Below are 24,275 nucleotides of genomic sequence, written 5' to 3' on the forward strand. Positions count from 1 at the left end.
TCTCGTCGCACCTTCGGCCGGTCGACGGTCCTGGCGCGCATGCGCTGCGTCGCACGGATCCGGCATCGCCTCGGTGACCCGCCGCGCCGGTTGCTGCGCACTGATGTCGATTCGCGACAGGTACGGGGCCTCGGTATGTCACGAGCGCATTCTCTGTGCCACAACGATATTTGCCGCGGGTTGGCCTCGCTCATGTGCGCGGCATTTCGGCGTCGCAACGAAAATATGCACGGAACAGAGTAATTAAGCACACGCGTCCGAAGAGTCGAATCTGCGAAATACGCCGGTACGGTAATCGCTATGCAACTCTCGCCCTTCACCGATATCGGATTGCGCACGATCATGCGGCTCGCGGTGAACGACGAAACGGATTCCCGGGTGACCACCAAACTGATCGCGCGTCAGGTCGGCGCGTCCGAACGGTACGTCGCAAAAGCGGTGTCTCGGCTGGTCGAACTGGGCTTGGTGCGGGCGCATCGCGGCCGGTCCGGGGGATTGGTCATCACCCCGGCCGGCCGTGTCGCGTCGGCCGGTTGGCTCATTCGGGAATTGGAGGGCGATCGCGAGGTCGTGGCGTGTACGGAACCGCATCCATGTCCCATGGTCGGTGCTTGCCGGCTACGTCGAATCCTCGCCGATGCAAAGAAGGCGTTTTATACCGAACTCGATCGCTATTCGATAGAGGATTTGGTCACTTCGCCGACAGCGGAGTTGTTGCGTTTGCTCGCCCATGCTCCGGTGAGCGTTTCCAATGAGATGGAGGAAGTTTCATGAACACAGACGACGTGGTCCGTGCCGAACCGGAACTCGAACCGCGCAATGCCGAGGTCGTCCGCACCACCCTGCCCGCGGTGGTCGCGAATCTCGAGCGTATCGCCACAGTGTTCTACCACAACATGTTCACCGCTCACCCGGAACTGCTCCGCGAGACGTTCAATCGAGGCAATCAGGCGAATGGAACGCAACAGCAGGCGCTGGCCGCGTCCGTCGCCATGTACGCGAAGTACCTGAGCGACCCTGCGCTGCCGCATCCGGCCACCATGTTGTCGCGGATCGCGCACAAGCACGCCTCGGTCGGGATCGTTGCCGACCAGTATCAGATCGTGCACGACAATTTGCTCGGCGCGATCGCAGAGGTGCTCGGCGATGCAGTCGACGAGTCGGTTGCCGCAGCGTGGTCCCAGGTCTACTGGCTGATGGCGGACACCCTGATCGATCAGGAGAAGGGTCTGTATGCCGACGCTGGTGTGGATGCCGGCGACGTGTTTCGGGATGCGCGCGTCCGGACGCGGGTCGATGATCCCTCCGGTGTGGCCGTATTCACGGTCGAGTCGGCCGATCCGGACGTCGAGTTTCCGGGGTTCGAGCCGGGGCAGTACATTTCGGTCGGAGTTCGACTGCCCGACGGTGCGCGCCAACTGCGCCAATACAGCCTCATCGGTCTCCCTGGCACCGGGACGTTGTCGTTTGCGGTCAAGCGGGTAAAGGCGGAAGACGGTTTCCCGGCAGGTGAGGTCTCCACGTGGTTGCACGAGAATGTGCAGACCGGTGATTCGCTGCAGATCACGCTGCCGTTCGGCGACGTCACGGTCGATACCGAGGCGACGACACCGCTGATCCTGATCTCGGGCGGTATCGGTGCGACACCGATGATCGGCGTGCTGGAATACCTCGCCGAACGCAGCCCCGGGCGGCGCACGGTGATCGTGCACGCCGACCGTAGGGCGCAGACCCACCCGCTCCGCGACCGGATGCTCGAGCTCGCCGCCGAGCTCGAGCAACCCGCCGTCGAAATCTGGTACGAGGAATCGACTCCCGGAGCGCGGGAAGGCCGCGTGGATCTCTCGGTGCTGAACCTGCCCGCCGACGCCGACGCCTACGTCTGCGGCCCTCCCGGGTTCCTGCTCGAGATGCAGCGGCAATTGCGTTCCGCGGGAGTCCCGCAGTCGCGGATGCACCTCGAGCAGTTCACGCCCGGTGATGCCGGTGCGCCTGAGCGAGTGGCACGATAGGGCTATGGCGCGACTCGACTACCAAGCTCTCAACTCCACCATTCGCTACCTGATGTTCTCGGTATTTCAGGTGCGGCCCGGAGTGTTGGGCAAGGACCGGGGCGTGGCAACCAAGGAGGCAACGACGTTCTTCGACGGCCTCGCCGATCGTGGCGTCGCGGTACGCGGAATCTACGACATCGCCGGGATGCGCGCCGATGCCGACTACATGATCTGGACCCACGCCGACCGTGTGCAGGACCTGCAGGCCGCCTACGCCGACTTTCGGCGCACGACCGAGCTGGGCCGGGCGAGTACTCCGGTGTGGAGCAATGTGGCGTTGCACCGTCCCGCGGAGTTCAACAAGAGCCATATCCCGGCCTTCCTGGCCGGTGAAGAACCGGGCGACTACATTTGCGTGTACCCCTTCGTCCGGTCCTACGAGTGGTATCTGCTGCCCGGAGACGAACGTCGCAGGATCTTGGCCGAACACGGTCAGGCCGCACGTGGCTACCCAGACGTGCGGGCCAACACGGTCAGTGCGTTCGCGCTCGGCGACTACGAGTGGATTCTCGCGTTCGAGGCGCCGGAACTGCACCGCATCGTCGATCTGATGCGCGATCTGCGGGCCACGGATGCCAGGCGGCATGTGCGAGAAGAAGTCCCGTTCTTCACCGGTCCTCGGGTGGACATCGACGAACTACTCTCGGCCTTGCCGTGATCACCTGGCGGCCCTGACCACCTGGACGCCCTTGTACTCGGGCGCCCGACACCTGGACGGCGACGCGATTCGGACTGTGCTTCGGCGCGTCGCCGGACTGTGTCGCCGATCGCTTTGGTGCGATGGCTGTGGTCGCGGTGTGCGATGGTCGCGGTCGCGGTGCGCGATGGTTCAGTCGCGGAGTTCGATGGCTGCGGTGGCGGTGCTCGATGGCTGCAGTCGCAGGGCGATGGAGTTGACGCAATAACGCTTGTCGGTGGGGGTGTCATAGCCCTCGCCGTCGAAGACATGACCGAGGTGGCTGTGGCAGTTCGCGCAGCGCACCTCGACTCGACGCATGCCGAGCGAGAGGTCCGGTCGAATGATCACCGCATCCGTGGTGGCCGGATCGAAGAAGGACGGCCAACCGCATCCGGAGTCGAACTTCTCGGTGCTGCGAAACAGCTCGGCGCCACACGCCCGGCAGACATACGCGCCGTCGGTTGTGGTGTCGTCGTATTCACCGCTGAACGCGGGCTCGGTCGCCGCCTCCCGCAGTACCGCGTACTCCGCTGGGGTCAGCTTCAGTCGCCACTGTTGCGGCGAGACGCGAACACGTGGCGCCTGGGGCGCATCGGTTTCGAAGCTCATGACTCCACGCTAATACGATTTTCCTGGTCCGTTCGCTGCTCGGGCAGCCGCCCCGAAGTCTTGCTCGGCTCGGTCGTCGGCGTTCCGGCAGCCACACCGGGTTCCGCGGTCGGCCGCTGTGGTTGCCGATCACGTGAGTCGGGTGCGGAACTCATCCATTCGGGGTCGATCCCGATCAGCAGTCGGTGCTGCCGCCGAGCGGCGAGATAGCGTTCACCGAGCACGCAGAACACCACGATCAGCAACAGACCCCAGCCGAAGGTGATGCGCAGGTATTCCAGGTTGCGACCTATGTGCTGCCAGCGGTCGGACAGCCACTTGTCGTAGCTCATGAATCCGAAGATCGCCAGCCACGCCGGCCAGTTGCGCAGTACCGAATTGCGCAGCACCACCGTCATCAGGAAGGGGAACAGCAACATCGAGTAGTACATCTGCCCGAGCGAGTTGAGCAGGAACGCGGAGGCCAGCAATACGCCCGACGCGGTGCAGACGAAGAACAATTCATCGTGCCGGTAGTACCGATACAGCAACCACAGCGACAGCAGCACCAGCACGCCGAACGTGAGTCGCATGCCCCAGGCCAACCATGGAGGCAGGCCGTAGTACTCGCTGTTGCCGACAATGGAGCTATTGAAGTAGTCGCGTGTTTCGAGCAGATAGGGTCCGGTACGTTCGAAAAACTTTTCCGGGTCCTTCGACAGCGGCCATGCGATCGCGGTGAGCGCCACCGGCACACCGAGCGCGGTGACGAACACCTTCCATTGCCCGCGGACGAGCGCGATCAGCAACAGCGGCGCCAGCGTCGGCTTGACTGCGATACTCAGTCCGAGCGCTGCTCCGGCCCACAAGTCTCGTCGTTGTAGCAGCAGATGGATGAAGACCAGTTCGGCGAGCAGCACGCATCCGTTGATATTGGTGAACACCAGCGTATTGGTGACGGTCTCGGACATGAACATCGCCAGCAGAAGCGCGGGAGCGGCGACCGATTTCAGTGTGTAGCGAAACAGCCGAAGCAGCAGGTACCAGGCGGCAAGGATCGCGAGTGCGTTCAGCGCGATGAACAGCCAGCGTGACTTCTCGTAGTCGATCGCCGCGATCGGAGCGATCAGGAGGGTTCCACTCGGTGCGTACAGGTAGTGCGGATCGACCGAGTCGAAGTTCGCGGTATAGACCGGCCGTCCATTGAGAAAGTCGAGAGAAGCCTGGTAGACCGGCTTGAAGTCGTCGGTGACGAAGCCATTGACAGCTTTGATGAAGACCCGGTTGAGCACGGTCATGACCGCCAGGGGCCACAGAGCGAATGTGATCACCTCGGTGGCGGTGCGCGCAGTACGGGGTTCGAGCTGGCGAAGGAACACTTGGGAACGGTACACCGGATCGGCTACTCCTCGTTGCGTGGAGTCGGCAGACGCGCCGCTTGGTCGCGGGTCAGGCAGGGCATACGGAACCATCGGAGGGAAGTCGACCACCCTCGAGGTAGTCGCGCATCACCTGCTGTGCACAGGTGGAATGCGTCGATACCGGGTGACCGAAGCCCTGCCAGGTGAGTGTGGAGAATTGCACGCCGGCCGCGCCCAGCACTCCGGTCACCGACGGTTGGCCGTCGCGGCCGACCACCGGGTCCGCGACGCCACCGAGCACGAGTACCGGAACGGTCGATGTCTCCGGCATCGGCGCAGCGGTCGTCGTCGGCCACGCAGCACATTTCATCAGAGCGACAGCAGCCCCCTCGCCGAAGATCGGGTACCGCTCGGCCCATGTGCTCGCGAGTTCGGTCGCCTTGCTCGGCGTCGGCGGAAGTGGGGTGTCGGTGCATCGGTTGACGAACTGGCCGTCGCTCTCGGTCGCGGCGGTCCCACGCGCGATCACGACACGCAACGGATCGAGGTCGCCGTCGCGGGCGGCGGAGAGCGCGTCGGACAGTTCGGCGGCGCGAGTGGCCTGATCGGCACGCGGATCACCGAGGAAGCCGGCAAGCCCGGTGAGTACCGCGCTTGCCGAAATGTCGCCGAGTTCGCCAGCCCTGGCCCGGCTCACCAGATCGATGATCGCGCTGCGTGGATCGGCGCCCAGTGAGCAGCCGACACCGACACAGCGCTGCGCAAAGGCAGCTACCGCGGCCTCGGCGCCTTCGACGGCGTATTCGGTACGGGTGACCGCATCGGTGTCGACCGGTTCCGGGGAATCGAGGATCAGACGTGCGAGGTGGTCGCCGTATTTGCGGGCATAGCTGAGCGCGACATTCGCGCCGTTACCGATCCCGAGCAGCATGATGTGCTCGACCTGCCACAGTTTGCGCAACTCATCGATGTCGTCGGCGGCGTGCGGTGCGTCGAAGGTGCCTACGTACGGTTGGAGGAAGTCGCGACACGCGATGGTCGCGTCGCGACTGAGAGCCATCATCTGTGCCACAGGATCGCTGGAGTCAGGGCCGAATTGGGCGTTGTCGGCCAAACCGCGGCGGATCTCCGGTGGCAGGCAGTCGATCTGCTGGGATCGGCCGATGCCGCGCCGATCGACCGCGACAATGGGGTGGGCCGCCAACAGCGGGGCGGCCGATCCGAATGCCAGCCCGGCCAGCGTGGCGGTCGAGGCCCGGCTCGCGCCGGAGGTCAGAACCACCGGCGGCGCATCTGTGGGAGTCTGGGGCAGCCGTGCCCGCATAGCACCTGCCCGAAAGTTGCCGATGATCGCCCCGGCGGCGTCGATCCGGGTTGCGAATTCCGCGCAGTCGAAGATCACCTCGGTGGACGCGGATTCCAGGTCGAGCGAATCCAGGACGGACCGAGGGCACTCGCCCCACCCGAGATCGGTTTCGGGTCGTTCGGCATCCGGTGGCGGAGGCGGGTTCGCCGAGGTCGTCGTTGTATCGGCGACAGCCGGACGCTGCAGCGCGACCGCCGGGCGATCCGACGGTCCTACGCCACACCCGGCGGTCGCTATCGAAACAGTGGCGGCAAGCACGGCGGCCCGAGTCCAGCGCATTGCTACAGCCTGCCAGGTTCCGATGACGATTCATCGACGGACCCATCTCGCGAGTATCGTCCCGTCGTCGTCCAACAGGATGTGTGCACGGGCCATCTGGGTGCGCATCTCGTAGGCGGACAACGAAATTCGCCGGGCCGCGCCGCCGATCAGCACTGGAGCCGTGGTCAGGCACAAATCGTCGATCAACTCGGCTTCCAACAGTTCGCCGAACAGATGCGGGCCGCCCTCGGTCAGCACTCGGAGCAGGCCGCGGGCGCCCAGCGCCCGCACCAGGCGGTGGGGTGTCACCGCGACATCGCCGGCCTCGATCACCTCGGCGCCCGCGTCCGCCAGTCGTCGTTTCCGGTCGGCGGGCGCGGTGGCGGTCGTGATGATCAATGGCGGCACCTCGGTGTCGGTGAACAGTCGTGCGCTCGGTTCGATTGCTGCGCTCGCCGTGACCACTGCGATCGGTGGTGGCGCTCCATCGAGGTGTCCACCGATGCCTTGCTCGTGGAACGCGCGGCGCCGTTGTGGGTCGGTGCGCGCGCCACCGTAGTCCTCGGCCCGTGCCGTGCCGGCGCCGACCAGGATGACATCGGCGAGTTCGCGCAACAAGACGAACACCGTCTTGTCGGCGGGTGTGCCCAGTCCCCCCGATAGGTTTGCGCTGGTAGCAGCGCCGTCGATACTGGAAACGAGATTGGCGCGCACCCAGGGCGCGTCGAGGCTCGAGGGGAAGGCGTACAACCGCGAGAGATGGTCCGGGCTCAGGTCAGTGAGCTGGATCGCATTGTGGCTACGCTGCATGACACCACATCAGATCACGTCTCTAGGCTCCTATCATGCAAGAACGCCTCGTCGATCGTCACCCGGAGGTTCCGGCCGACCAACTCGTCGCCCAAATGGTGCCGCCACCCATGTTCGACGAAGTGAGTTTCGCCTCCTACATTCCCGACCCGGACGAGGCCAGTCAGGCCGCTGCGGTCGGCAAAGCCGAGCAGTTCGCCGTGCGGGTCGCCCAGATCGGTAAGGCCACGCAGAGAAAGAGCCTGTTCGGCAAGAAGAAGCAGGTCAGGGGGGTTGGCCTGTACCTGGATGGCGGATTCGGCGTCGGCAAGACCCACCTACTGGCCTCGATATTCCATCGGGCGCCCGCTCCCAAGTCTTTCGGCACTTTCGGTGAGCTGACCAATCTCGTCGGCGCACTGGGCTTCACCAACGCGGTCGAACGGCTCGCGGGCAACAGCGTACTGTGCATCGACGAGTTCGAACTCGATGATCCGGGCGACACCATGGTGGTGTCTCGGTTGTTGACCGAGCTGTCCGCAAGAGGTGTGTCCATCGCCGCTACGTCCAACACCCTGCCCGGCCAGCTCGGTGAAGGGCGTTTCGCCGCACAGGATTTCCTGCGCGAGATCACAAAGCTCGCCGCGATTTTCGAGCCGGTGCGCGTCGACGGCCCGGACTACCGCCACCGTGATCTGCCGCCGGCGCCGCCGCCGGTGACCTCCGAAGCGTTGGCCGAGCGAGCCGCGCGAACAACGAGTTCCACGTTCGATGAGTTCGATGCGCTTCTACAACACCTGAGCACATTGCATCCGTCGAAGTATGGCGCGCTGATCTCCGGGGTGTCGTCGGTGTTTCTCGACAATGTGCATCCGGTGACCGATCAGGCCGTCGCGCTGCGCATCGTCGTGTTGGCCGACCGGCTCTACGACGCCAGCGTTCCGGTCACGGTGTCGGGGGCGAAGCTGGACGAAATCTTCTCCGCCGAGATGCTCGAAGGTGGTTATCGCAAGAAGTATCTGCGCGCCATTTCACGGCTGCTCGCACTGTCGCGATTCGAAGTTGCTGCATAACGCTGCACGACGTTGCTGATAGCGCTGCGCGACGTTGCTGATAGCGCTGCGCGACGTGCTGATAGCGCTGCGCGACACAGTGCCGATCCGTGAGCTGGTATCGGCTGGACGTGGCGCCGGGTCAGGGTCGGAAGATCAACCGCATCACATGGTCATGGTGCAGCTGGCGGCCCACGACGAAGGTTCTCGCTCCGACCACCTCGAAACCATGCCTAGTGTAGAAGCGTTGTGCCCGGAGGTTTTCTCGATTGACGCCGAGCCACACACCGGGGTATCCCTCTGCGCGCACCCAGCGCAGACAGGTCCGCATGAGTGCAGTGGACACCCCGGTGCCGTGGTGACCGGGTAGCACATACATCTTGCTGAGCTCGACGGCGGGGTGCAGGTCGACTGCCTCGGCCACCGCAGGGTCTTGGGGATCGCGCAGGACCAGCATCGCATAGCCGACGATCTCGTCGTCCGCCCGCGCCTTGAGCACGACTCGCTCCGGGTCGTTCAAATACTCGCCGAAGCGTTCGCTCGACAATACATCGCTCACGAAGATCTGGATGTCATCGGGCGTCGCGTCTGCAGGACAGGCGAGCGGAAAGGTAGCTGCCGCAACATCGCTGAGCGCCTCGGCATCCCACAGCCCGGCCCGGTCGACAATGACTGGCAGGTTGCTCATCGTTCTATCAGAGCATACGTTCGGCTGAGCCCACGCGGTCGGCACACCAGAGGGCTGGCCGTCATCGAATCGATGTATCACTATGGAAGGACCGCAACAACACTCGCGAATGCAGGGGACCCATGGGGATGAAGCAGCTACCAGCGGATTTCTTTCAAACACCGTATGCCTTCTACGAGCAGCTTCGCGCAGAAGGGCCGGTGCACCAAATCCAGTTGCCCACCGGCGTGAATGCCTGGTTGGTGGTCGATTTCGATGTCGTCAAGGAGGTACTGCGCCATCCGGACGTGTGCAAGGATCCGCACACCGCGGCCGGCGCCCGTGCGCATCGGACCTCGGTGGGCAACAGCGGTGTCACCGCCGTCAACGAGCGCCTGCGGCATCATCTGCTCAATACCGATCCGCCGCAGCATTCCCGGCTGCGCAAACTGGTCGTCCCGGCATTCGCGCCGGCTCGGATGGCGGCGCTCGAGCCCCGTGTCGAAGCGATCGCGGACGCACTTCTCGATACCGTCGATCGCAAGGTGAGCGCCGGCGCGAACGTGGATCTCCTCGAGGAGTTCGCGTTCCCGCTGCCGGTCACAGTGATCTGCGAGTTGCTCGGGGTGCCCGTGGAAGACCGGGAGCGCTTCCAGAAATGGTCGGCGGAGGTGGTGGACCTTCCGATGTCCACGCCGGAAAGTATGCGCGCTGCCACCGATGCCATCGTCGACTATTTCGAAGGCATGATTTCCTGGCGCAGATCACAGGGGCTCGGTGACGATCTGCTGTCGGAGTTGCTGCGCATCAGTGACGACGGGGATCGGCTCAGCCATGATGAGCTGATCTCGATGGCATTCCTGATTCTGGTGGCCGGACACGAGACCACGGTGAATCTGATCGGCAATACCGCGCTCGCGCTGCTCGACGATCCGTCCCGATGGCGCGCCCTGCGCGACAACCCGGACGGCGTTGCGCCGCTGGTAGAAGAAATGTTGCGCTACAACGGCCCCGTGAACGTGGCGACACTGCGCTACACCGCAGCTCCTATAGTCGTGCGTAACACCATGATTCCCGAAGGGGAGGTAATTCTCGTCTCGGTCGCTGCGGCCAACCATGACGAACGGCAATTCCTCGCGCCGTCGACGTTCGACCCGGACCGTGGGGCACATGGTCACCTGGCTTTCGGACACGGAATCCACTACTGCCTGGGGGCGGGACTCGCACGGCTCGAGGCCCGGGTTGCCCTGACCCGTTTGATCCAGCGCTTTCCCCACATGCGGCTCACGGTCGACACTGCGGACCTGCACTGGCGAGAGAGCATCGTGATCCGCGGTCTGCGCGACCTTCCTGTGGCAGTGGCCGGTCTGCCTAGTTGAGTAGCGGTTTCATCCAACCGACTTTGCTGGAGGCCGCCGGCGACGTAATCTCCTGCCCATGACATGCGAACACCGCATCGGGATCGTCGGTGCGGGTGTCGCCGGTCTCGCTTGCGCAAAAGTGCTGAAACAGGAGGGTTTTTCGGTCGAGGTGTTCGACCGCGCTCCCGATGTCGGTGGTGTGTGGAGTGCGACCCGACGATATCCGGGACTGCGCGCGCAGAACTCGAAGGCCACGTTCCACTTCTCGGACTTCCCGATGCCCGCGACCTACCCGCACGTCGTGGACGGACACCACATGCAGGCGTACTTGGCGGCCTATGCGGAGCATTTCGGGTTGGCCGAGCACCTACGGTTGCGCACGGATGTGCTGGCTGCCGACCCAGTGGACACCGGATGGCTCTTGCAGCTGCGTGATGCGGAGGGAATTCATCGCAGGTCGTGCGATCATCTGGTCGTCGCCAACGGCGCATACGGTGAGCCGCTGATGCCGGAATACCGCGGTGCAGAGTGGTTTCGGCAGGCCGGCGGTCAACTATGGCACTCCTCGGAGTTTCTGAATGTGGAATCGGTGCGCGGAAAGTCGGTCGTCGTCGTTGGCTACGGCACTTCCGCCTGTGAGATTGCCACCGCGGTCAGCGATGTCGCGGCCTCCACCGATGTCGTGGCCCGGCGGCTGGTGTGGAAGGTGCCTCGCACTCCGAGCCGGATGCTCGACTACGAACGGCTGATGCTGACTCGGTTCGGCGAGGCGCACTTCGACTCGGTGCGGCCTGGCTGGGTAGCTCGCTTCCTGGCCGGTCCCGGCGAATCGGTGCGTATCAGTAACTTCGATCTAATCCAGGAGCTGGTCACCAAACGTTTGGGACTACGCGAACTCGGACTGGTGCCCGATGGTCGATTCGAAGAGATCGCCGACAGCGGTGTCGGCATCGCGACCAACGGCTTTTTCGACCGAGTCGCCGCGGGGCGCATAGTGGTCCACCGAGATGCGACGATAACCGAGATGATCGGCGGCCCGGGGCCCGCTCCGGCCGTCGGACTGTCCACTGGGCAGGTGCTGCAAGCCGATGTCGTCGTGTGTGCTACTGGTTTCCAGCAGCACGTGCCGTTTCTCGCTCCCTACATACAGCGCAAACTGACCGACGAGCGGGGCAATTTCCGTTTGTACCGCCAGATTCTGCCCCTGGATGTGCCGAAGCTGACCTTTGTGGGCTACAACCCGTCACTGATCAGCACGCTGAGTGCCGAAGTCGCCGCACACTGGACCGCGGCGCTGCTCGCCGGGCGGCTGCACTTGCCTCCCGCCACCACACTGGGCGAGCAGGTCGACGACCGCCTGCGTTGGATGGCGCAACACACTCACGGGCGACGCGCACGCGGAGCCGTGAACACCCCAGCATCCATTCAGACCGTCGATGAGATGCTCGCCGACCTGAAGTTCCGGCTACCACTGGCCACCCGCGCGGCCCAGTGGTTGCGTCCGATCCGGCCGGAGTCCTATCGCAGGCTGGCCGGTCACCGGCACTCCGCTGCGGGGCCGCGCCCAACCACGGTGGAGGCGCAATCGCTTGCCTACGACGAAGACCGCGGGCCGGTCTCCAGATAGTTCTGGCATGGAAACGCTGGATATGAACCTTCTCGTCGCGTTGGACGCCTTGCTGGATACCAACAGCGTGACCCTGGCCGCGCAGCGACTGGGTAGCTCGCCTCCGGCGATGAGCCGCGCATTGGCTCGTCTGCGTCGAGCACTGGGTGACCCGCTGCTCGTACGCGCTGGCCGGACGTTGGCCCCGACGCCACGTGCCCTGGAACTGCGCTCCGAAGTGAGTGTGCTCGTTGCCCGCGGTCGCGCGCTGTTGGCTCCGAACAATGCCACCGATCCAGTGGGACTGCGCCGTACTTTTGCGGTGCAGGCAGGCGAGGGCGTGCTCGCCGAACTCGCCACCCCATTGTTGGCCGCCGTGCAGGCACAAGCCCCCGGGGTCACGGTGCGCTTCCTTCCCGATGTGTCCGGAGATACCGCCTCGCTCCGTGACGGCCGCGTCGACCTCGAGGTCGGCACGCTCGATTACAGCGACTCGGAGACCACCGTGCGTCGCGTGCTCGGCGACCGCATGATCGGGGTGGCGGCGGCCGGTCACCCCCTGGTCACCGACCCGGTCACTGTCGGTGCCTATGCGGCGGCGCGCCACCTGAGCGTTTCCCGCGATGGGCGACCGCACGGCCCGATCGACGACCGCCTTGCGCTGCATGGCCGGACCCGAAAGGTGGTGGCTACCGTGCCGACCGTGACGAGTGCGCTGTTTGCGGTGCGCGGCAGTGATCTGGTCTGCCCGGTGCCTGCATGGCTGACCGCGACAACGCTGCCCGCGCTCGGGCTGACTCCATTCGAGATTCCGCTCCCGCTGCCCGAAATCGCCCTCGGAATAGCATGGCATCCGCGCTACACCGCCGACGGCGGCCACCGGTGGCTGCGCGATCTCGTCCACGAGACCATGCTGCGCTCCGCGGCCGGGGCGCGCCCGCCGATATGATCGGCGGTCCGGCTCGTCAAGTGAGCGGAGGCGAACTGGGCAGTCGGTAGTCGGTCGGTCTGCGCGGCGTGTCCGGTCGCTCGGAACCTTTCGAGGACGCATCGCCCACGGGGGGGCCGAACAGCTCCGAATGACTCAGCGGGGCCGCCGCTGTCCGTTTGAGCTCGTCGAGCATCGCCTGCAATTTGTCGACATGGGTATTTTCGACCGGAGTGTGATCCTCGTCGGCGGCGCGGTGCGCCCCGGTGAGTCCGGACGGGTGCACTTCCGCGGGAGCTCCGGTGTCGGAATTCTCGTGGTCGGAGCTCGACGGGGTATCGATCGCGGACTGCGCGCCGCCCTCGCTCCCGATGCTTGCGGGTGCTGTGCGAGAGATCGGCCCGAGCGTGGACTCGTGCTCCGCGGTGAAGGTATCCCGCTGCCCCGTGCGGCGTTCCGGTTGAATCGGCGCAGTGAGCGGTGGGGCAGGTTCGCTCGAGCGCATCCCACGATCGTGTGCAGTGGACGCGGTGAAGCTTCGCCCCGAGACGAGATTCGACTCCAGGGCGGTCATAGCCGGTTCGCTCGGCGGAGTCGTTCCCGCCTGTCGTGGCGAACTCGGATCCGGTGCCGCGTGCGCCGAATCGCGGGTGGTGTCGTGCAGCCGCGTTCCATTTCGAGAACCCGCGGATTCACGATGGTCCCTCCGTTGTGGCGCCGGTGCCCGGTCGGCGAGGTCGCGGCCCGGTGGGCGCGCGGCGGGCCGTTTCTCGGTTGCCGACGAGGCGTGAACCGGTGAGCTGTCTGTCACGGACGCCAGGCGTTCGACCTTGGCATCGATGCCCGAAATATCTTGCCCGGCGCGGAAAGCCCACGCTTCCAGCTTGGCCAACCGGCCCTGGACCGTCTGGTTCGCTGTGGTGGAGGCATCGTCCACCTGCGACGCGACCGTGTCCAGCTTCTCACTGATCTCTCGGAGAGCCGATGCGATGCTCGACAACACTGTGCCGATCGACTCGCCAGTGTGCTGACCGTGCTCCATCCAGTACCCACTTCCCCGTATCGGCCCAGCGCGCATGCAGCCGGACAATACTATCTGTCTCTGTGGAGATCCGCGGCTCGTGAAGAATCGGAGTGCATCGATCCAATGATCTGACCGAAGCAGCGTAAGCCCATGAGCGCGTATCCATACACGCGCGGTGGCTTTCGATCCGGTTTGTCCGAAAAAATCTCTCGGCGACGTGTTGTTCGGACGCATATCGACACCCGGCACTGCGACAGGCCCGGACCGCGGCTTGCGCTCCGCCTGTCGACTCGGATGTGGACACAGGCCGGCGGATCCCCGCCAGTGCCATAGGTCCGTGACCTCGAGAAAATCGTTGTGTGGCACGGCATATCGATACTGTGCCCGGCGGTTGTCTCCGTGCGGCGCACCCGAGCGCGGGGTAGGCGGACCTGGCGAGGTTGCCGAACCTGACGCACTCTTGATCTATGGCGTGGGTCGCCGAGACAAGGCGGTTTGTGCAGGAGTGGTCGCATGAGAACCAAACAGCGAGCCGAGATCTGCGGGCGACGGGCGATGCTCGCAGAGTTGGGTATCGGGGACAGCGGCGACCGAGTACGTAGGTCGTCGACCGGCTACGCGTGTGAATGTTCGGAGTGTTCCGCCACGCAGTGGGATCTGCGGCGACTGGAGTATTGGCTGTGCGGCAGATTGCTCGCTTACGGAGCGGACGAAGCCGACGTCGATCGAAGGGTCGGGACACAGTTGGTCGACATCCGGTGGCGCAAGGCCGACCGGTTGGGAGCGATCGAGATCCGTCGGGGTCCATTGGAGCGTGGACTCGCCCAGGAGCACACTGCCCGGCTCCGCGCTGCGGGCTGCACCGACGTGCTGTGGTTGTGTCCACCTGGCTACTGGGTGCCCTATCTGCACGCCTTGGGCATCGCAGACTTCGCACCAGCAGCCTGTGACTACCGCGCGGTCACGGGCGTACTGGACACCGAACATGCGATGGCGGCGCCCCGGCGAGAACCGGTCGAATTGCGTGAGTTCATCGAAGGGTGGGTGCACGGCGACGTCGTGTGGGGCTATCGCGACGAGCGGACAGGAGGGTGGGCAACCGTGACCGATTGGGAGCATCACACGAAAACACAGGCGGCTGTCATCGCACGGCAGCGTCAGGAACTGGTCAACCAGCGCACTGCGCTGGCAATGACTCGCAAGTCGTTGCGGGACGAGCAGAAGCATGTCGTGAAACTCACCTCCCGGTTGGACCGTGCGGAGACAGCAGCGCAGGATCAGGCTTGCGCACTGGCCGCTGCCCAGCGCGCGATCGCCGATGGCCACCGATTGGACGCTGCGCTGCGCAACACCATCGCAAGCCTCGAGCAGGCCATCGGCCGCTGGCAATTGATCACCGTGTGCGCGATGTTGCTGATAGTTACATTCGTGGTGTCGGCGATGGTGGTGCGCTGAGCCGAAAGGGGGCGCGGTCCCAGCGCCAGTCGTTCTGCAGCACCAGTGCGAGAAAGTCGAGCAATTCCAGACCGGTCTGCGCGCGTACCGCGGCCAACCCGTCCCGCCGCACAGGACCGCGCGCGACCAGCCCGTGCAGCATTCGTGTGCTCGCCGAGTCGACCGGGTGAGTGGACATGTCGGGAACGCCGATTGCACTGCCGGTCCAGATCAGCCACCCCCAGCCCTTGGCGTGGGCAGCTGCCCGGCCAGCGGCGGCCTTCACTCGATTGACGTGGAAGCCGACATGGCCGAGTGCCTCGACGTCGATCAGGACCACTCGTCCGCTGGTGAGTCGAGCCACAACGCTCGGACAATGCCAGTCCTCGGCGCCGTCGAGGTGATAGCGGACAGCTACCGGGTACTCCTGGAATGTCTCTACCACGTCACTTGTGTTGAGAATCCAGAGCAGTCTGGCCTCCAGCCCGGAGTCGAACCGCACCTCTCGGCCGACCTTGTCCAAATAGAAGCGACCTCGTCCATCGTCGTCGACGTCCGCGGTGCGGGCCGCGCTGGTGGGGACCGTGGCCACGGTCGGTGTTTCGGGCCAGTCGATGTGTCCCAGCCAGGTGGACAACTGGTTCGTGTCGCTCGGCTCGGCGTCATAGAGTTTTGCCAGGCGTCGATTGGTCTTCTTCTGCCAGGCGGCTATGCGCTGGCTGACGAACCCGGCGATCCGTCTCGCATCCAGGCCGGTGTGTCCGGCGAGTCGCAGTTTCACATAGGACAGTTCTGTGGCGGCAAGATCGGTGTCGGTCACGTATGTCTCCACCAGGAGCCGGCGCACCAGTTGCCGATCCCTGGCATCGATCGGATAGCGGGAACTCAGCATTCTGGTGACGTGGTCGCCGGCCTGTTGTGCGGTGTGGATCAGCTGTGCGACCGCTTTGGTGTGCAGCTGACGCACCCGATCGCGGGAGAGGTCATAGCGCGTACCGATATGTGTGAGGGTTTCCGGCTTCGCGCCGCCGATGCCCAGCCGAGCTGTGAGTAGTTCGGCATCTTTGGCTCTGCGATCGGCGTGTATCGCGATCAGCTCGGCGAGCACCGCATTGACTTCTTCGAGTTCGAAGGAGATGCCCTCACGCAAGTCGAATAGATGGCGATCGGCATGATCGTCTGGAGACCGCTTGTGTGCTGCTGAATCCGTGGGCACGCGACGAACCCCCTGACTTGCCGCGGCGCAAGGCCGCGTCGTGGCCGACAGTGGATCATCTTTCGTCGCCGGAGGCGACGCGGTTCCAAAGATCCCTCGACCCGACCTTCATGAGGTGGTGGTGCGCGATACTGGGATTGAACCAGTGACCTCTTCCGTGTCAGGGAAGCGCTCTCCCGCTGAGCTAATCGCGCGAGGTGGAGACGGGAATCGAACCCGTGTACACGGCTTTGCAGGCCGTTGCCTCACCACTCGGCCACTCCACCGCACAAAGTAGAACAGTGCAGGAAAGTTGCTCGGTCCTACCTCTCGAGCGGATGACGGGATTCGAACCCGCGACCCTCACCTTGGCAAGGTGATGCGCTACCAGCTGCGCTACATCCGCACTTTGCACTCCGGGGGCTCGTTTTCGGCCTCCGTGGTGCGAGAAGAAACATTAGCCGACAGTTGGTGAAAGGTACAAATCCGCTGGTAGGAGGGCAGAACCCTGGGGTGATGCGGGGTGTGACGACAGGGGCGTCTGTGGTTGGCGGGATTGCGACGCGGTTCTGGACTCCGGGGCCGGCTGCACGGGGGCGTCGGCTGTCGGCGCCACGAAGGGTGGTACCGGTCCCGGTGACATACGTATCCATCAATTGCGGACCATCGCCCTCGGACTTGTCTCATCGCCCTCGGACTTGTCTTACCAAGCCGTTCACCGTGCGTCACGTCGGCGAATAGCTCGTGTCCGGCGTCGATTTGGCAGTCCGCCACCGTCGCATGCTACTGTTTCGTCTCGTCCGGAAGACGCGACCCGCTCCCGGACTTCGATGCGGTCTCATAGCTCAGCGGGAGAGCGTCCGCCTCACACGCGGAAGGTCGCTGGTTCGATCCCAGCTGGGACCACTGTCAAAATGCCCACGACTAGGAGAATGCCCTGGTCGGGGGCTTTTCTTGTTGTTGTGTCAATCGAGTTGCGAAAGCCACATCGGTATTTCACAGTGGCGTTCGACGACCGGCACCGAGGCCGCGAAGCACAGGTTCACCTGTGTGGTGAGCGACAACCCGCGGCGATCCTCGGTAGACACATTCAGGATCCGGTACACGTCGACCACTGATCACGGCCGAATGGGCCGCCGCACGGGTGTGCGCCGAGGTCGATCTGGGTGACGCTGGCCGATCGCCGCGCCCGAACATTTCCGCTGCGCCCCAGTGGTCAAAGCCGCAGTCACAACCGCCGCGCAGCAGCAGCGCCGGGCCAGCGACAGCCTATGCAGTCTGGCAAACTCCGCCGGCCTCGCCGACTGATCACTCGCTACAGCTCCTCGGCGATCACCCGTTGTCCACCGACCGCAACGCCGGACTCTACGAGATCTCTTGCAGTTACCAACTTCGGGGCCGGCAGGCCGCACAGGCCCGCAGATTCCAGTGGAGTTGGCCACCAGGCGGCGGCCTCGACATTGATGTGTGACTGAAATCACAATTCAGTAGCACTTGCGTCAGTCGTGGCCGATAGCTTTCCGTTCGCTTTGTGATTCCTTTACTATCGACCTGAACTGCGAACTTCGGCTCTGTGGACCAGAGGTTTCGGATACTCGGTTGGTGAAGGGTGTGGAACCAGTCGGTTCCGGGGTCCTGTGACGACCCGGGTGATCGAGTGGCAGTCAACAGAATCGGACAGCTCGACCGTCGTGAGTTACGGGTCCATCATGGCGCTCGGTCGAGAATCGTGTGTGGCGCAGCACGGCACGGGTGACACGCCGAGGACTCGGCATCTGAGTGCCGTAAGTTTTCTCAGGCTTTGCTAAGTCTTTACCAATACAGTCCCACTCGTTTACATCCCGGCCCGGTGTCGTGCCGGGACTGCTTCACCGCGAGACGCCGGTTCGCGGTCTTGTGCCCCTGCTGGACATGTTGATCGTCAACCGACCTCGGCGCTTCGGCCGAGTTGGCGAAGGAGAGTCATGGCTATCGATCACGAAATAGCCCCACCACTGTCACCGCCCGCACCATCGGGTCCCGCCAGCGGCTCGGGGCGGCTGCCCGAGCGCGTCACGGAGATACTGCGTCATGATGTGCGGGCGTCGATCGTGGTTTTCCTTGTCGCCCTGCCGCTTTCGCTCGGTATCGCGGTCGCCTCGGGAGCTCCGGTCGCCGCGGGACTCATCGCTGCGGTGATCGGTGGAATCGTTGCCGGGCTGCTCGGTGGTTCGGTTCTGCAGGTGAGTGGCCCTGCAGCCGGTCTCACCGTCGTCGTCGCCGAGACGATCAATCAATTCGGCTGGCGAATGACGTGCTTCATCGTCTTCGCGGCTGGAGTGCTGCAGATCCTGTTCGGTCTGAGCCGGGTGGCCCGGGCCGCGCTCGCCGTGGCGCCGGTGGTGGTCCACGCGATGCTGGCCGGCATCGGTATCACCATCGCGCTGCAGCAGGTACATGTCTTGCTCGGCGGTTCGTCGCGCAGCTCGGCGTGGCAGAACATCGTCGGGTTGCCCGAGCAGCTGGCGACGCTGCAGGGGGGCGGCGCGTTCATCGGCATCGTCGTGATCACCATCATGCTCGGCTGGCGCTATGTACCCGCCAGGATCCGCGCCGTACCGGGGCCGCTCGTGGCGGTAGTCGCCGGCACCCTGCTGTCGCTGGTATTGCCCGCCGAAGCCGAACGTATCGCGCTGAACGGTTCGTTGTTCGATGCGATGGCGCTGCCCGCTTTGCCCAGCGGTGATTGGGCGGCCGTGGCCTTCGCGGTCCTCACCATAGCGCTGATTGCCAGCGTGGAGAGTTTGTTGTCCGCAGTGGCCGTGGACAAGATGAGCTCGAGCCAGCGCACCAATTTCGACCGCGAGTTGATCGGCCAGGGTTCGGCCAACGTACTTTCCGGTTTGGTCGGTGGCCTGCCGGTCACCGGCGTGATCGTGCGTAGTGCCACGAATGTGCAGGCGGGCGCGCGCAGCCGCGCCTCCGCGGCCTTGCACGGTGTCTGGCTATTGGTGTTCTCGGTGATGCTCGTTTCTGTGGTGGAGCAGATTCCGAAGGCAGCGTTGGCCGGTCTACTCATCGTGATCGGCATCCAGTTGGTCAAGTTGGCGCACATCAGGCTCGCCCGGCGCACCGGAGATCTGCTGGTGTATGCGGCCACCGTGCTCGGCGTAGTGTTCGCGAACCTACTCGAGGGAGTCCTCATCGGTCTGGGATTGGCCTTCGGTTTGCTGTTGTGGCGGGTGGTCCGGGTTGCCATCACCGCCGAACAGGTATCTGGCACACAGCGCTGGCTGGTGAGTATCGATGGTTCGGCCACCTTCCTCGCCTTGCCGAAGTTGTCGGCTCAATTGGCGAAGGTCCCTGCGGGAACCGATGTCACGGTGGAGATGACTGTCGACTTCCTCGATCACGCCGCCTCCGAAGCTATTGTCGAGTTCGCGCGCCAGCACGAGGCCGGTGGTGGCCGCGTCGAGTTCGTGGAGATCGGCGGTGCCAGGATGGCGCACGCCACCGCGAAGCCGCCGGCGCGCAGCCTCGCCCGATCGGTCTGGGACGACATCCTCGGCCCGTGGCGTCCCGCGGCGAAGCACACCGACCCGGTGACTGCGGGTATCGCGGCCTACCACCGCAGTCATGCGCATGTCGTGCGGCCACACCTGGACGAACTGCGCCACGAGCAGGACCCGGATTCGTTCTTCCTGACGTGCTCCGATTCTCGGATCGTGCCGAACATCATCACCAACAGTGGACCGGGTGACCTGTTCACCGTGCGCAATGTCGGCAATCTGGCGCCGACCACCGGTGATGCGTCGGTCGAGGCAGCACTACTGTTTGCGCTCGAGAAGCTGAACGTTCGCTCGGTCGTCGTCTGCGGGCATTCGTCGTGTGGCGCGATGGCGGCCCTGTCCTGCGAGGATGGAGTACCCGGTATGGACGCGTGGTTGTCGCACGCCCGGCCGAGTGTGGAGTCGTTTCGTGCCGGGCACCCGGTAGCCGTCGCTGCCCGCGAGGCCGGCTTCGGCGCGGTCGACCAGCTCGCCATGGTGAATGTCGCGGTGCAATTGGAGACGCTGCAGCGTCATCCGGCAGTGCTCCAGGCGATCACCGATCGCGGTGTCACCGTATCGGGATTGTTCTTCGATATCGCGAGTGCGCGAGTGGTCGAGGTGACTGTGAACGGGTTGGCGCGCATCGAGGACGCCGGTCACCACGCTGCCCCGGTATAGGCGGTAGCCGCTGCGACGGTCGGTCCGGTCGATGACCGGACCGACCGTCGCGAGCTGTTGCGTCATGTTGGGCCGAGGTTTGCCAAGGGATGCGGTCGCGTCCGGCGGGGGAGAGTCGGGCTTCGCGGTTCGGATGATCGGTTGTGTGCGGCATACCGACGGTGGTCCATCGGCACACTGGTCACAGGGGCCGATAGCATGGTCGCGCCGGGGCGACTACGCCGTCGGCGCCCGATCCAGCGGGAATCCGCCCGCACGCAGGATGCCAAGGAGAACACAGCCGTGACCACCTCAGCCCGCATCAGTCCCGTCGCTCTCGTTCGGGTGCCGGCCGGGACGACGGCGGGCACCGCGGTGCGCGAAGCGGGGCTGCCGGTGAAGGGTCCGGACACCATCGTCGTCGTGCGAGTGGCGGGCGAGCTGAAGGACTTGTCCTGGACCCCGGATACCGACATCGACGTCGAGCCGGTGGCGGCGAATACGACCGACGGGCGCAACGTCATCCGACACTCCACCGCGCACGTGCTGGCTCAAGCCGTGCAGCGCGAGTTTCCGGAGGCACGGCTGGGTATCGGCCCTTACATCGAGAACGGCTTCTACTACGACTTCCAGGTCGACAGGCCGTTCACCCCGGACGATCTCGCGAGGCTGGAATCCCGGATGAAGAAGATCGTCAAGGGCGCGCAGCGGTTCTCCCGCCGACCGGTCGATGTCGACGACGCCAGGGTCGAGTTGGCCAAGGAACCGTTCAAGCTCGAGCTGATCAGTGACAAATCCGGTGTGGACGATCCCGAGGTCATGGAGGTCGGCGGCGCCGAGCTGACCATCTACGACAACCTGGACCCGCGCACCGGTGAAAAGGTCTGGAGCGACCTGTGCCGTGGTCCGCATGTGCCGACCACCAAATTCATCCCGGCCTTCACACTGACCCGCAGTTCGGCCGCCTACTGGCGGGGTGACCAAAGCCGCGAGGATCTACAGCGCATCTACGGCACCGCATGGGAATCGCAGCAGGCGCTCGACGAGCACCTTCACCTGCTCGCCGAAGCCGAGCGCCGCGATCATCGCAAGCTCGGCGCCGAGCTCGATCTGTTCAGCTTTCCCGACGAACTGGGTTCGGGTCTACCGGTGTTCCACCCCAAGGGCGGCATCATCCGCAAAGAGCTCGAGGAGTATTCACGCCGCAGGCACGTCGAGGCCGGTTACGAGTTCGTCAACACCCCGCACATCACCAAGGGGGCGCTGTTCGAGCTGTCCGGTCACTTGGACTGGTACCGAGACGGCATGTTTCCCGCGATGCACCTGGACGCCGAGTACGACGAGGACGGCGCCGTTCGAAAGCCCGGCCAGGACTACTACGTCAAACCGATGAACTGCCCGATGCACAACCTGATCTTCCGTGCGCGCGGCAGGTCGTATCGGGAGCTCCCGCTGCGGCTGTTCGAGTTCGGCTCGGTCTATCGCTATGAGAAATCGGGTGTGGTGCACGGCCTGACTCGGGTGCGCGGCATGACTCAGGATGACGCGCACATCTACTGCACCAAGGAGCAGATGCACGACGAGCTGACCGATACGTTGCGGTTCGTGCTGGATCTGCTGGCAGACTATGGCCTCGACGATTTCTATCTCGAACTGTCGACCAAGGACCCGAAGAAGTTCGTGGGTTCCGAGGAGATCTGGGCCGAGGCCACCGAGACCTTGTCCACCGTGGCCGCGGCTTCGGGTCTGGACTTGGTGCCCGATCCAGGCGGCGCGGCGTTCTACGGCCCGAAGATTTCGGTGCAGGCCAGGGACGCACTGGGGCGCACCTGGCAGATGTCGACGATCCAGCTGGACTTCAATCTGCCGGAGCGATTCGACCTGGAATACACTGCGTCCGACGGCAGCAAACAGCGACCGGTGATGATCCATCGCGCGCTGTTCGGCTCGATCGAACGGTTCTTCGGTGTGCTCACCGAGCACTACGCCGGAGCCTTCCCGGCGTGGCTCTCGCCGGTGCAGGTGGTGGGCATACCGGTCGCGGAGAGCTTTGTCCCACATCTGGAGCGGGTGATCGAGCGGCTGCGGAACCAGGGCATTCGCGCCCACGTGGACCACAGTGACGACCGCATGCAGAAGAAGATTTTCGGCAATACCGCGCAGAAAGTACCGTTCATGGTGCTCGCGGGTCAGCGAGATGTGGACGCCGATGCGGTGAGTTTCCGATTCCGCGATGGCACGCAACGCAATGGCGTCCCGATCGATGACGCAGTGGCCGCGGTGGTCGAGTGGATCGCGGGCCGGGAGAACGCATCGCCGACGGCCGATAGTTTTCACATTCGAGCAGCGAACAAGGGTGGGGCATGACCGAGAGCATGGTGCCGGAGGGGCTCGCGGATTTGGACGACGAGAGCGCGACCCCGGCCGAGCCGGGCAGCATCGTGGACAGCGGGGCCGGCGAGCCGGATCATCTTCTACGATTGTGGACGCCGTACCGGATGTCCTATATCGCGGAGGCGGCCACGGGTCCCAAAGTGTCGACCGGACATCCCTTCACCGATATTCCCACGATGTCGGACGAGGACGGTTTGATCGTCGCCCGAGGCGAATTGGTGTACGCAGTGCTCAATTTGTACCCGTACAACCCTGGGCACATGATGGTGGTGCCCTATCGCAAGGTGGCCGACTTGGAGGATCTCACCGAAGCCGAGAGCGCCGAACTGATGGCCTTCACCCAGCAGGCGATTCGGGTCATGAAGAAGGTATCCCGGCCACACGGCTTCAATGTCGGGCTGAATCTCGGCGGGGTGGCCGGTGGTTCGCTGGCCGATCACCTGCATCAGCACATCGTGCCGCGGTGGGGTGGTGACGCGAACTTCATCACCGTCATCGGAGGAGCAAAGGTGATGCCGCAACTGCTGCGGGACACCCGGGCGTTGTTGTCGGCGGCCTGGAAGGAGGCGTAGATGAGCGACCGGGCGGATCGATCGTGCTGAGCTTCTTCGGGCGTGAGGCATTCGCCAAGGCGACTGCGCCGATGGGTCGAACGCTGGTGAGCACGGGACTCACCCCGGATGCCATGACGCTGATCGGGACCACTGCGTCGATCGGCGCGGCAGTCACATTGTTCCCGACCGGGCACCTGTTCTGGGGAACCATGGTGATCTGGTTGTTCGTCATGTTCGACATGCTCGACGGGGCGATGGCTCGAGCGCGCGGTGGCGGCACGAAATACGGGGCGGTGCTGGACGCTACATGCGACCGGCTCGCCGACGGAGCCATTTTCGCCGGACTGGCCTGGTGGGCGGTCTACCAGGAACAGTCCAAGGCGCTATTCGTGGCGACGCTCATCGTTCTGGTGACCTCACAGGTCATCTCTTATGCAAAGGCGCGAGCCGAGGCCAGTGGGCTGTCCGCGGACGGCGGACTCATCGAGCGGCCGGACCGACTGATCATCGTGCTGGTCGGTGCGGGACTCACCGGTGTCGGTGGGTACTGGGAAATCGAGTGGCTCACCTACGCCGTGCACGTGGCCATGTGGGTGCTCGCCGTGCTCAGCATCGTCACTGTCGTGCAAAGGGTGTTGGCAGTGCGCAATTCGCCAGGGGCGCGCGCTGTGATCCCGGCCGACCGGTCGCATGATTCGAGTGCCGGGACCGCCGGTCCCACAGGGCGTCCGTCGTGACCCGCTTCGGCGTCAAAGGCCCGTTCGTCGACAATGGC

The 24,275-nt window shown here is 64.5% G+C and carries 19 protein-coding genes and 4 tRNA genes; 13 read left to right on the forward strand and 10 right to left on the reverse strand.

Annotation, left to right across the window (positions count from 1 at the left end; genetic code table 11):
* The first annotated feature begins 300 nt into the window (after window positions 1–300).
* From K940_RS0104940 to hemQ, 3 genes are read left to right on the forward strand one after another with little or no spacing between them, the layout of a single operon-like run.
* A complete protein-coding gene (locus K940_RS0104940) occupies window positions 301–774 on the forward strand; it encodes an Rrf2 family transcriptional regulator (RefSeq protein WP_028476623.1) in 474 nt (157 codons plus the stop codon).
* The gene (locus tag K940_RS0104945; RefSeq protein ID WP_028476624.1) at window positions 771–2,012 is read left to right on the forward strand and encodes a globin domain-containing protein; all 1,242 of its coding nucleotides are present in this window, start codon (window positions 771–773) and stop codon (window positions 2,010–2,012) included. Before K940_RS0104940 ends, K940_RS0104945 begins: the two co-directional genes overlap by 4 nt.
* A gap of 4 nt (window positions 2,013–2,016) precedes the next feature.
* Window positions 2,017–2,712: a hydrogen peroxide-dependent heme synthase gene (gene hemQ / locus K940_RS0104950; protein WP_028476625.1), complete on the forward strand. Its 696-nt coding sequence runs from the start codon at window positions 2,017–2,019 to the stop codon at window positions 2,710–2,712.
* A gap of 171 nt (window positions 2,713–2,883) precedes the next feature.
* Here the strand turns inward: hemQ and msrB are convergent, their stop codons facing one another.
* From msrB to K940_RS0104970, 4 genes are all read right to left on the reverse strand, one after another.
* On the reverse strand, window positions 2,884–3,342 hold the full coding sequence (msrB, locus tag K940_RS0104955; RefSeq protein WP_028476626.1) for a peptide-methionine (R)-S-oxide reductase MsrB: 459 nt from the start codon (window positions 3,340–3,342) through the stop codon (window positions 2,884–2,886).
* Complete coding sequence (locus tag K940_RS26990; protein ID WP_231390248.1) at window positions 3,339–4,700, reverse strand: glycosyltransferase family 87 protein; 1,362 nt, start codon at window positions 4,698–4,700, stop codon at window positions 3,339–3,341. The genes msrB and K940_RS26990 overlap by 4 nt, the downstream gene beginning before the upstream one ends.
* A gap of 70 nt (window positions 4,701–4,770) precedes the next feature.
* Entirely contained in the window at window positions 4,771–6,327 is a 1,557-nt protein-coding gene (locus K940_RS0104965) for an alpha/beta hydrolase (RefSeq protein WP_028476627.1), read from the reverse strand.
* A gap of 30 nt (window positions 6,328–6,357) precedes the next feature.
* Window positions 6,358–7,119, reverse strand: coding sequence for a pyrimidine reductase family protein (locus K940_RS0104970; RefSeq protein WP_028476628.1), 762 nt, complete (start codon window positions 7,117–7,119; stop codon window positions 6,358–6,360).
* Between the two features lie 35 nt (window positions 7,120–7,154).
* Between K940_RS0104970 and zapE the strand changes: the two genes are divergently transcribed.
* The gene (gene zapE / locus K940_RS0104975) at window positions 7,155–8,171 is read left to right on the forward strand and encodes a cell division protein ZapE (RefSeq protein ID WP_028476629.1); all 1,017 of its coding nucleotides are present in this window, start codon (window positions 7,155–7,157) and stop codon (window positions 8,169–8,171) included.
* Between the two features lie 121 nt (window positions 8,172–8,292).
* Here the strand turns inward: zapE and K940_RS0104980 are convergent, their stop codons facing one another.
* Window positions 8,293–8,838 (reverse strand): GNAT family N-acetyltransferase, encoded by a 546-nt coding sequence (locus tag K940_RS0104980; protein ID WP_196812101.1) that lies wholly within the window; start codon window positions 8,836–8,838, stop codon window positions 8,293–8,295.
* A gap of 128 nt (window positions 8,839–8,966) precedes the next feature.
* Between K940_RS0104980 and K940_RS0104985 the strand changes: the two genes are divergently transcribed.
* Genes K940_RS0104985 through K940_RS0104995 form a run of 3 tightly spaced genes read left to right on the forward strand, consistent with a single transcriptional unit; the run spans window position 8,967 to window position 12,733 of the window.
* Window positions 8,967–10,196, forward strand: a complete 1,230-nt coding sequence (locus K940_RS0104985; RefSeq protein WP_051406890.1) for a cytochrome P450 — start codon at window positions 8,967–8,969, stop codon at window positions 10,194–10,196.
* Between the two features lie 58 nt (window positions 10,197–10,254).
* A complete protein-coding gene (locus K940_RS26995) occupies window positions 10,255–11,805 on the forward strand; it encodes an NAD(P)/FAD-dependent oxidoreductase (RefSeq protein WP_051406891.1) in 1,551 nt (516 codons plus the stop codon).
* Window positions 11,806–11,812: 7 nt separating this feature from the next.
* Window positions 11,813–12,733: a LysR family transcriptional regulator gene (locus K940_RS0104995; RefSeq protein WP_028476632.1), complete on the forward strand. Its 921-nt coding sequence runs from the start codon at window positions 11,813–11,815 to the stop codon at window positions 12,731–12,733.
* 16 nt (window positions 12,734–12,749) lie between these two features.
* Here the strand turns inward: K940_RS0104995 and K940_RS0105000 are convergent, their stop codons facing one another.
* Entirely contained in the window at window positions 12,750–13,790 is a 1,041-nt protein-coding gene (locus tag K940_RS0105000; protein WP_196812102.1) for a hypothetical protein, read from the reverse strand.
* 459 nt (window positions 13,791–14,249) lie between these two features.
* Here K940_RS0105000 and K940_RS0105005 point away from each other — a divergent pair, with 459 nt between their 5' ends.
* Window positions 14,250–15,191, forward strand: coding sequence for a hypothetical protein (locus K940_RS0105005; protein ID WP_231390249.1), 942 nt, complete (start codon window positions 14,250–14,252; stop codon window positions 15,189–15,191).
* On the opposite strand, the gene K940_RS0105010 is transcribed toward K940_RS0105005, so the two are convergent.
* The 4 genes from K940_RS0105010 to K940_RS0105025 all read right to left on the reverse strand — a co-directional run bounded on the left by K940_RS0105010 (window position 15,157) and on the right by K940_RS0105025 (window position 16,771).
* The gene (locus tag K940_RS0105010) at window positions 15,157–16,386 is read right to left on the reverse strand and encodes a sigma factor-like helix-turn-helix DNA-binding protein (RefSeq protein WP_028476635.1); all 1,230 of its coding nucleotides are present in this window, start codon (window positions 16,384–16,386) and stop codon (window positions 15,157–15,159) included. The genes K940_RS0105005 and K940_RS0105010 overlap by 35 nt on opposite strands.
* 119 nt (window positions 16,387–16,505) lie before the next feature.
* Window positions 16,506–16,580, reverse strand: a tRNA-Val gene (locus tag K940_RS0105015).
* A 1-nt stretch (window position 16,581) separates the two neighbouring features.
* Window positions 16,582–16,652: transfer RNA gene (locus K940_RS0105020), tRNA-Cys, on the reverse strand.
* Window positions 16,653–16,698: 46 nt separating this feature from the next.
* Window positions 16,699–16,771: transfer RNA gene (locus tag K940_RS0105025), tRNA-Gly, on the reverse strand.
* Between the two features lie 428 nt (window positions 16,772–17,199).
* On the opposite strand from K940_RS0105025, the gene K940_RS0105030 reads away from it, so the two are divergent.
* The 5 genes from K940_RS0105030 (at window position 17,200) to pgsA (ending at window position 24,237) form a co-directional block, all read left to right on the forward strand.
* A tRNA-Val gene (locus K940_RS0105030) sits at window positions 17,200–17,271 on the forward strand.
* A 1,058-nt stretch (window positions 17,272–18,329) separates the two neighbouring features.
* On the forward strand, window positions 18,330–20,573 hold the full coding sequence (locus tag K940_RS0105040) for a solute carrier family 23 protein (protein ID WP_028476636.1): 2,244 nt from the start codon (window positions 18,330–18,332) through the stop codon (window positions 20,571–20,573).
* 282 nt (window positions 20,574–20,855) lie between these two features.
* Window positions 20,856–22,919, forward strand: coding sequence for a threonine--tRNA ligase (thrS, locus tag K940_RS0105045; RefSeq protein ID WP_028476637.1), 2,064 nt, complete (start codon window positions 20,856–20,858; stop codon window positions 22,917–22,919).
* An 8-nt stretch (window positions 22,920–22,927) separates the two neighbouring features.
* Window positions 22,928–23,518 (forward strand): HIT domain-containing protein, encoded by a 591-nt coding sequence (locus K940_RS0105050; RefSeq protein WP_051406923.1) that lies wholly within the window; start codon window positions 22,928–22,930, stop codon window positions 23,516–23,518.
* 23 nt (window positions 23,519–23,541) lie between these two features.
* A complete protein-coding gene (gene pgsA / locus K940_RS0105055) occupies window positions 23,542–24,237 on the forward strand; it encodes a phosphatidylinositol phosphate synthase (RefSeq protein ID WP_028476639.1) in 696 nt (231 codons plus the stop codon).
* Window positions 24,238–24,275 lie beyond the last annotated feature (38 nt).

It is taken from the genome of Nocardia sp. CNY236 (assembly GCF_000482385.1).
Lineage (GTDB): Bacteria > Actinomycetota > Actinomycetes > Mycobacteriales > Mycobacteriaceae > Nocardia.

Bases quoted from the DNA above. Each gene is read 5' to 3' on its own strand.
- K940_RS0105000 (WP_196812102.1), bottom strand. From the start codon at position 13,790: ATGCGCGCTGGGCCGATACGGGGAAGTGGGTACTGGATGGAGCACGGT.
- K940_RS0105005 (WP_231390249.1), top strand. From the start codon at position 14,250: ATGAGAACCAAACAGCGAGCCGAGATCTGCGGGCGACGGGCGATGCTC.
- K940_RS0104985 (WP_051406890.1), top strand. From the start codon at position 8,967: ATGAAGCAGCTACCAGCGGATTTCTTTCAAACACCGTATGCCTTCTAC.
- K940_RS0104940 (WP_028476623.1), top strand. From the start codon at position 301: ATGCAACTCTCGCCCTTCACCGATATCGGATTGCGCACGATCATGCGG.
- K940_RS0104965 (WP_028476627.1), bottom strand. From the start codon at position 6,327: ATGCGCTGGACTCGGGCCGCCGTGCTTGCCGCCACTGTTTCGATAGCG.
- K940_RS0104980 (WP_196812101.1), bottom strand. From the start codon at position 8,838: ATGAGCAACCTGCCAGTCATTGTCGACCGGGCCGGGCTGTGGGATGCC.
- zapE (WP_028476629.1), top strand. From the start codon at position 7,155: ATGCAAGAACGCCTCGTCGATCGTCACCCGGAGGTTCCGGCCGACCAA.
- K940_RS0104970 (WP_028476628.1), bottom strand. From the start codon at position 7,119: ATGCAGCGTAGCCACAATGCGATCCAGCTCACTGACCTGAGCCCGGAC.
- K940_RS0104995 (WP_028476632.1), top strand. From the start codon at position 11,813: ATGGAAACGCTGGATATGAACCTTCTCGTCGCGTTGGACGCCTTGCTG.
- msrB (WP_028476626.1), bottom strand. From the start codon at position 3,342: ATGAGCTTCGAAACCGATGCGCCCCAGGCGCCACGTGTTCGCGTCTCG.
- K940_RS0105050 (WP_051406923.1), top strand. From the start codon at position 22,928: ATGGTGCCGGAGGGGCTCGCGGATTTGGACGACGAGAGCGCGACCCCG.
- K940_RS0105040 (WP_028476636.1), top strand. From the start codon at position 18,330: ATGGCTATCGATCACGAAATAGCCCCACCACTGTCACCGCCCGCACCA.
- K940_RS0104945 (WP_028476624.1), top strand. From the start codon at position 771: ATGAACACAGACGACGTGGTCCGTGCCGAACCGGAACTCGAACCGCGC.
- K940_RS26995 (WP_051406891.1), top strand. From the start codon at position 10,255: ATGACATGCGAACACCGCATCGGGATCGTCGGTGCGGGTGTCGCCGGT.
- hemQ (WP_028476625.1), top strand. From the start codon at position 2,017: ATGGCGCGACTCGACTACCAAGCTCTCAACTCCACCATTCGCTACCTG.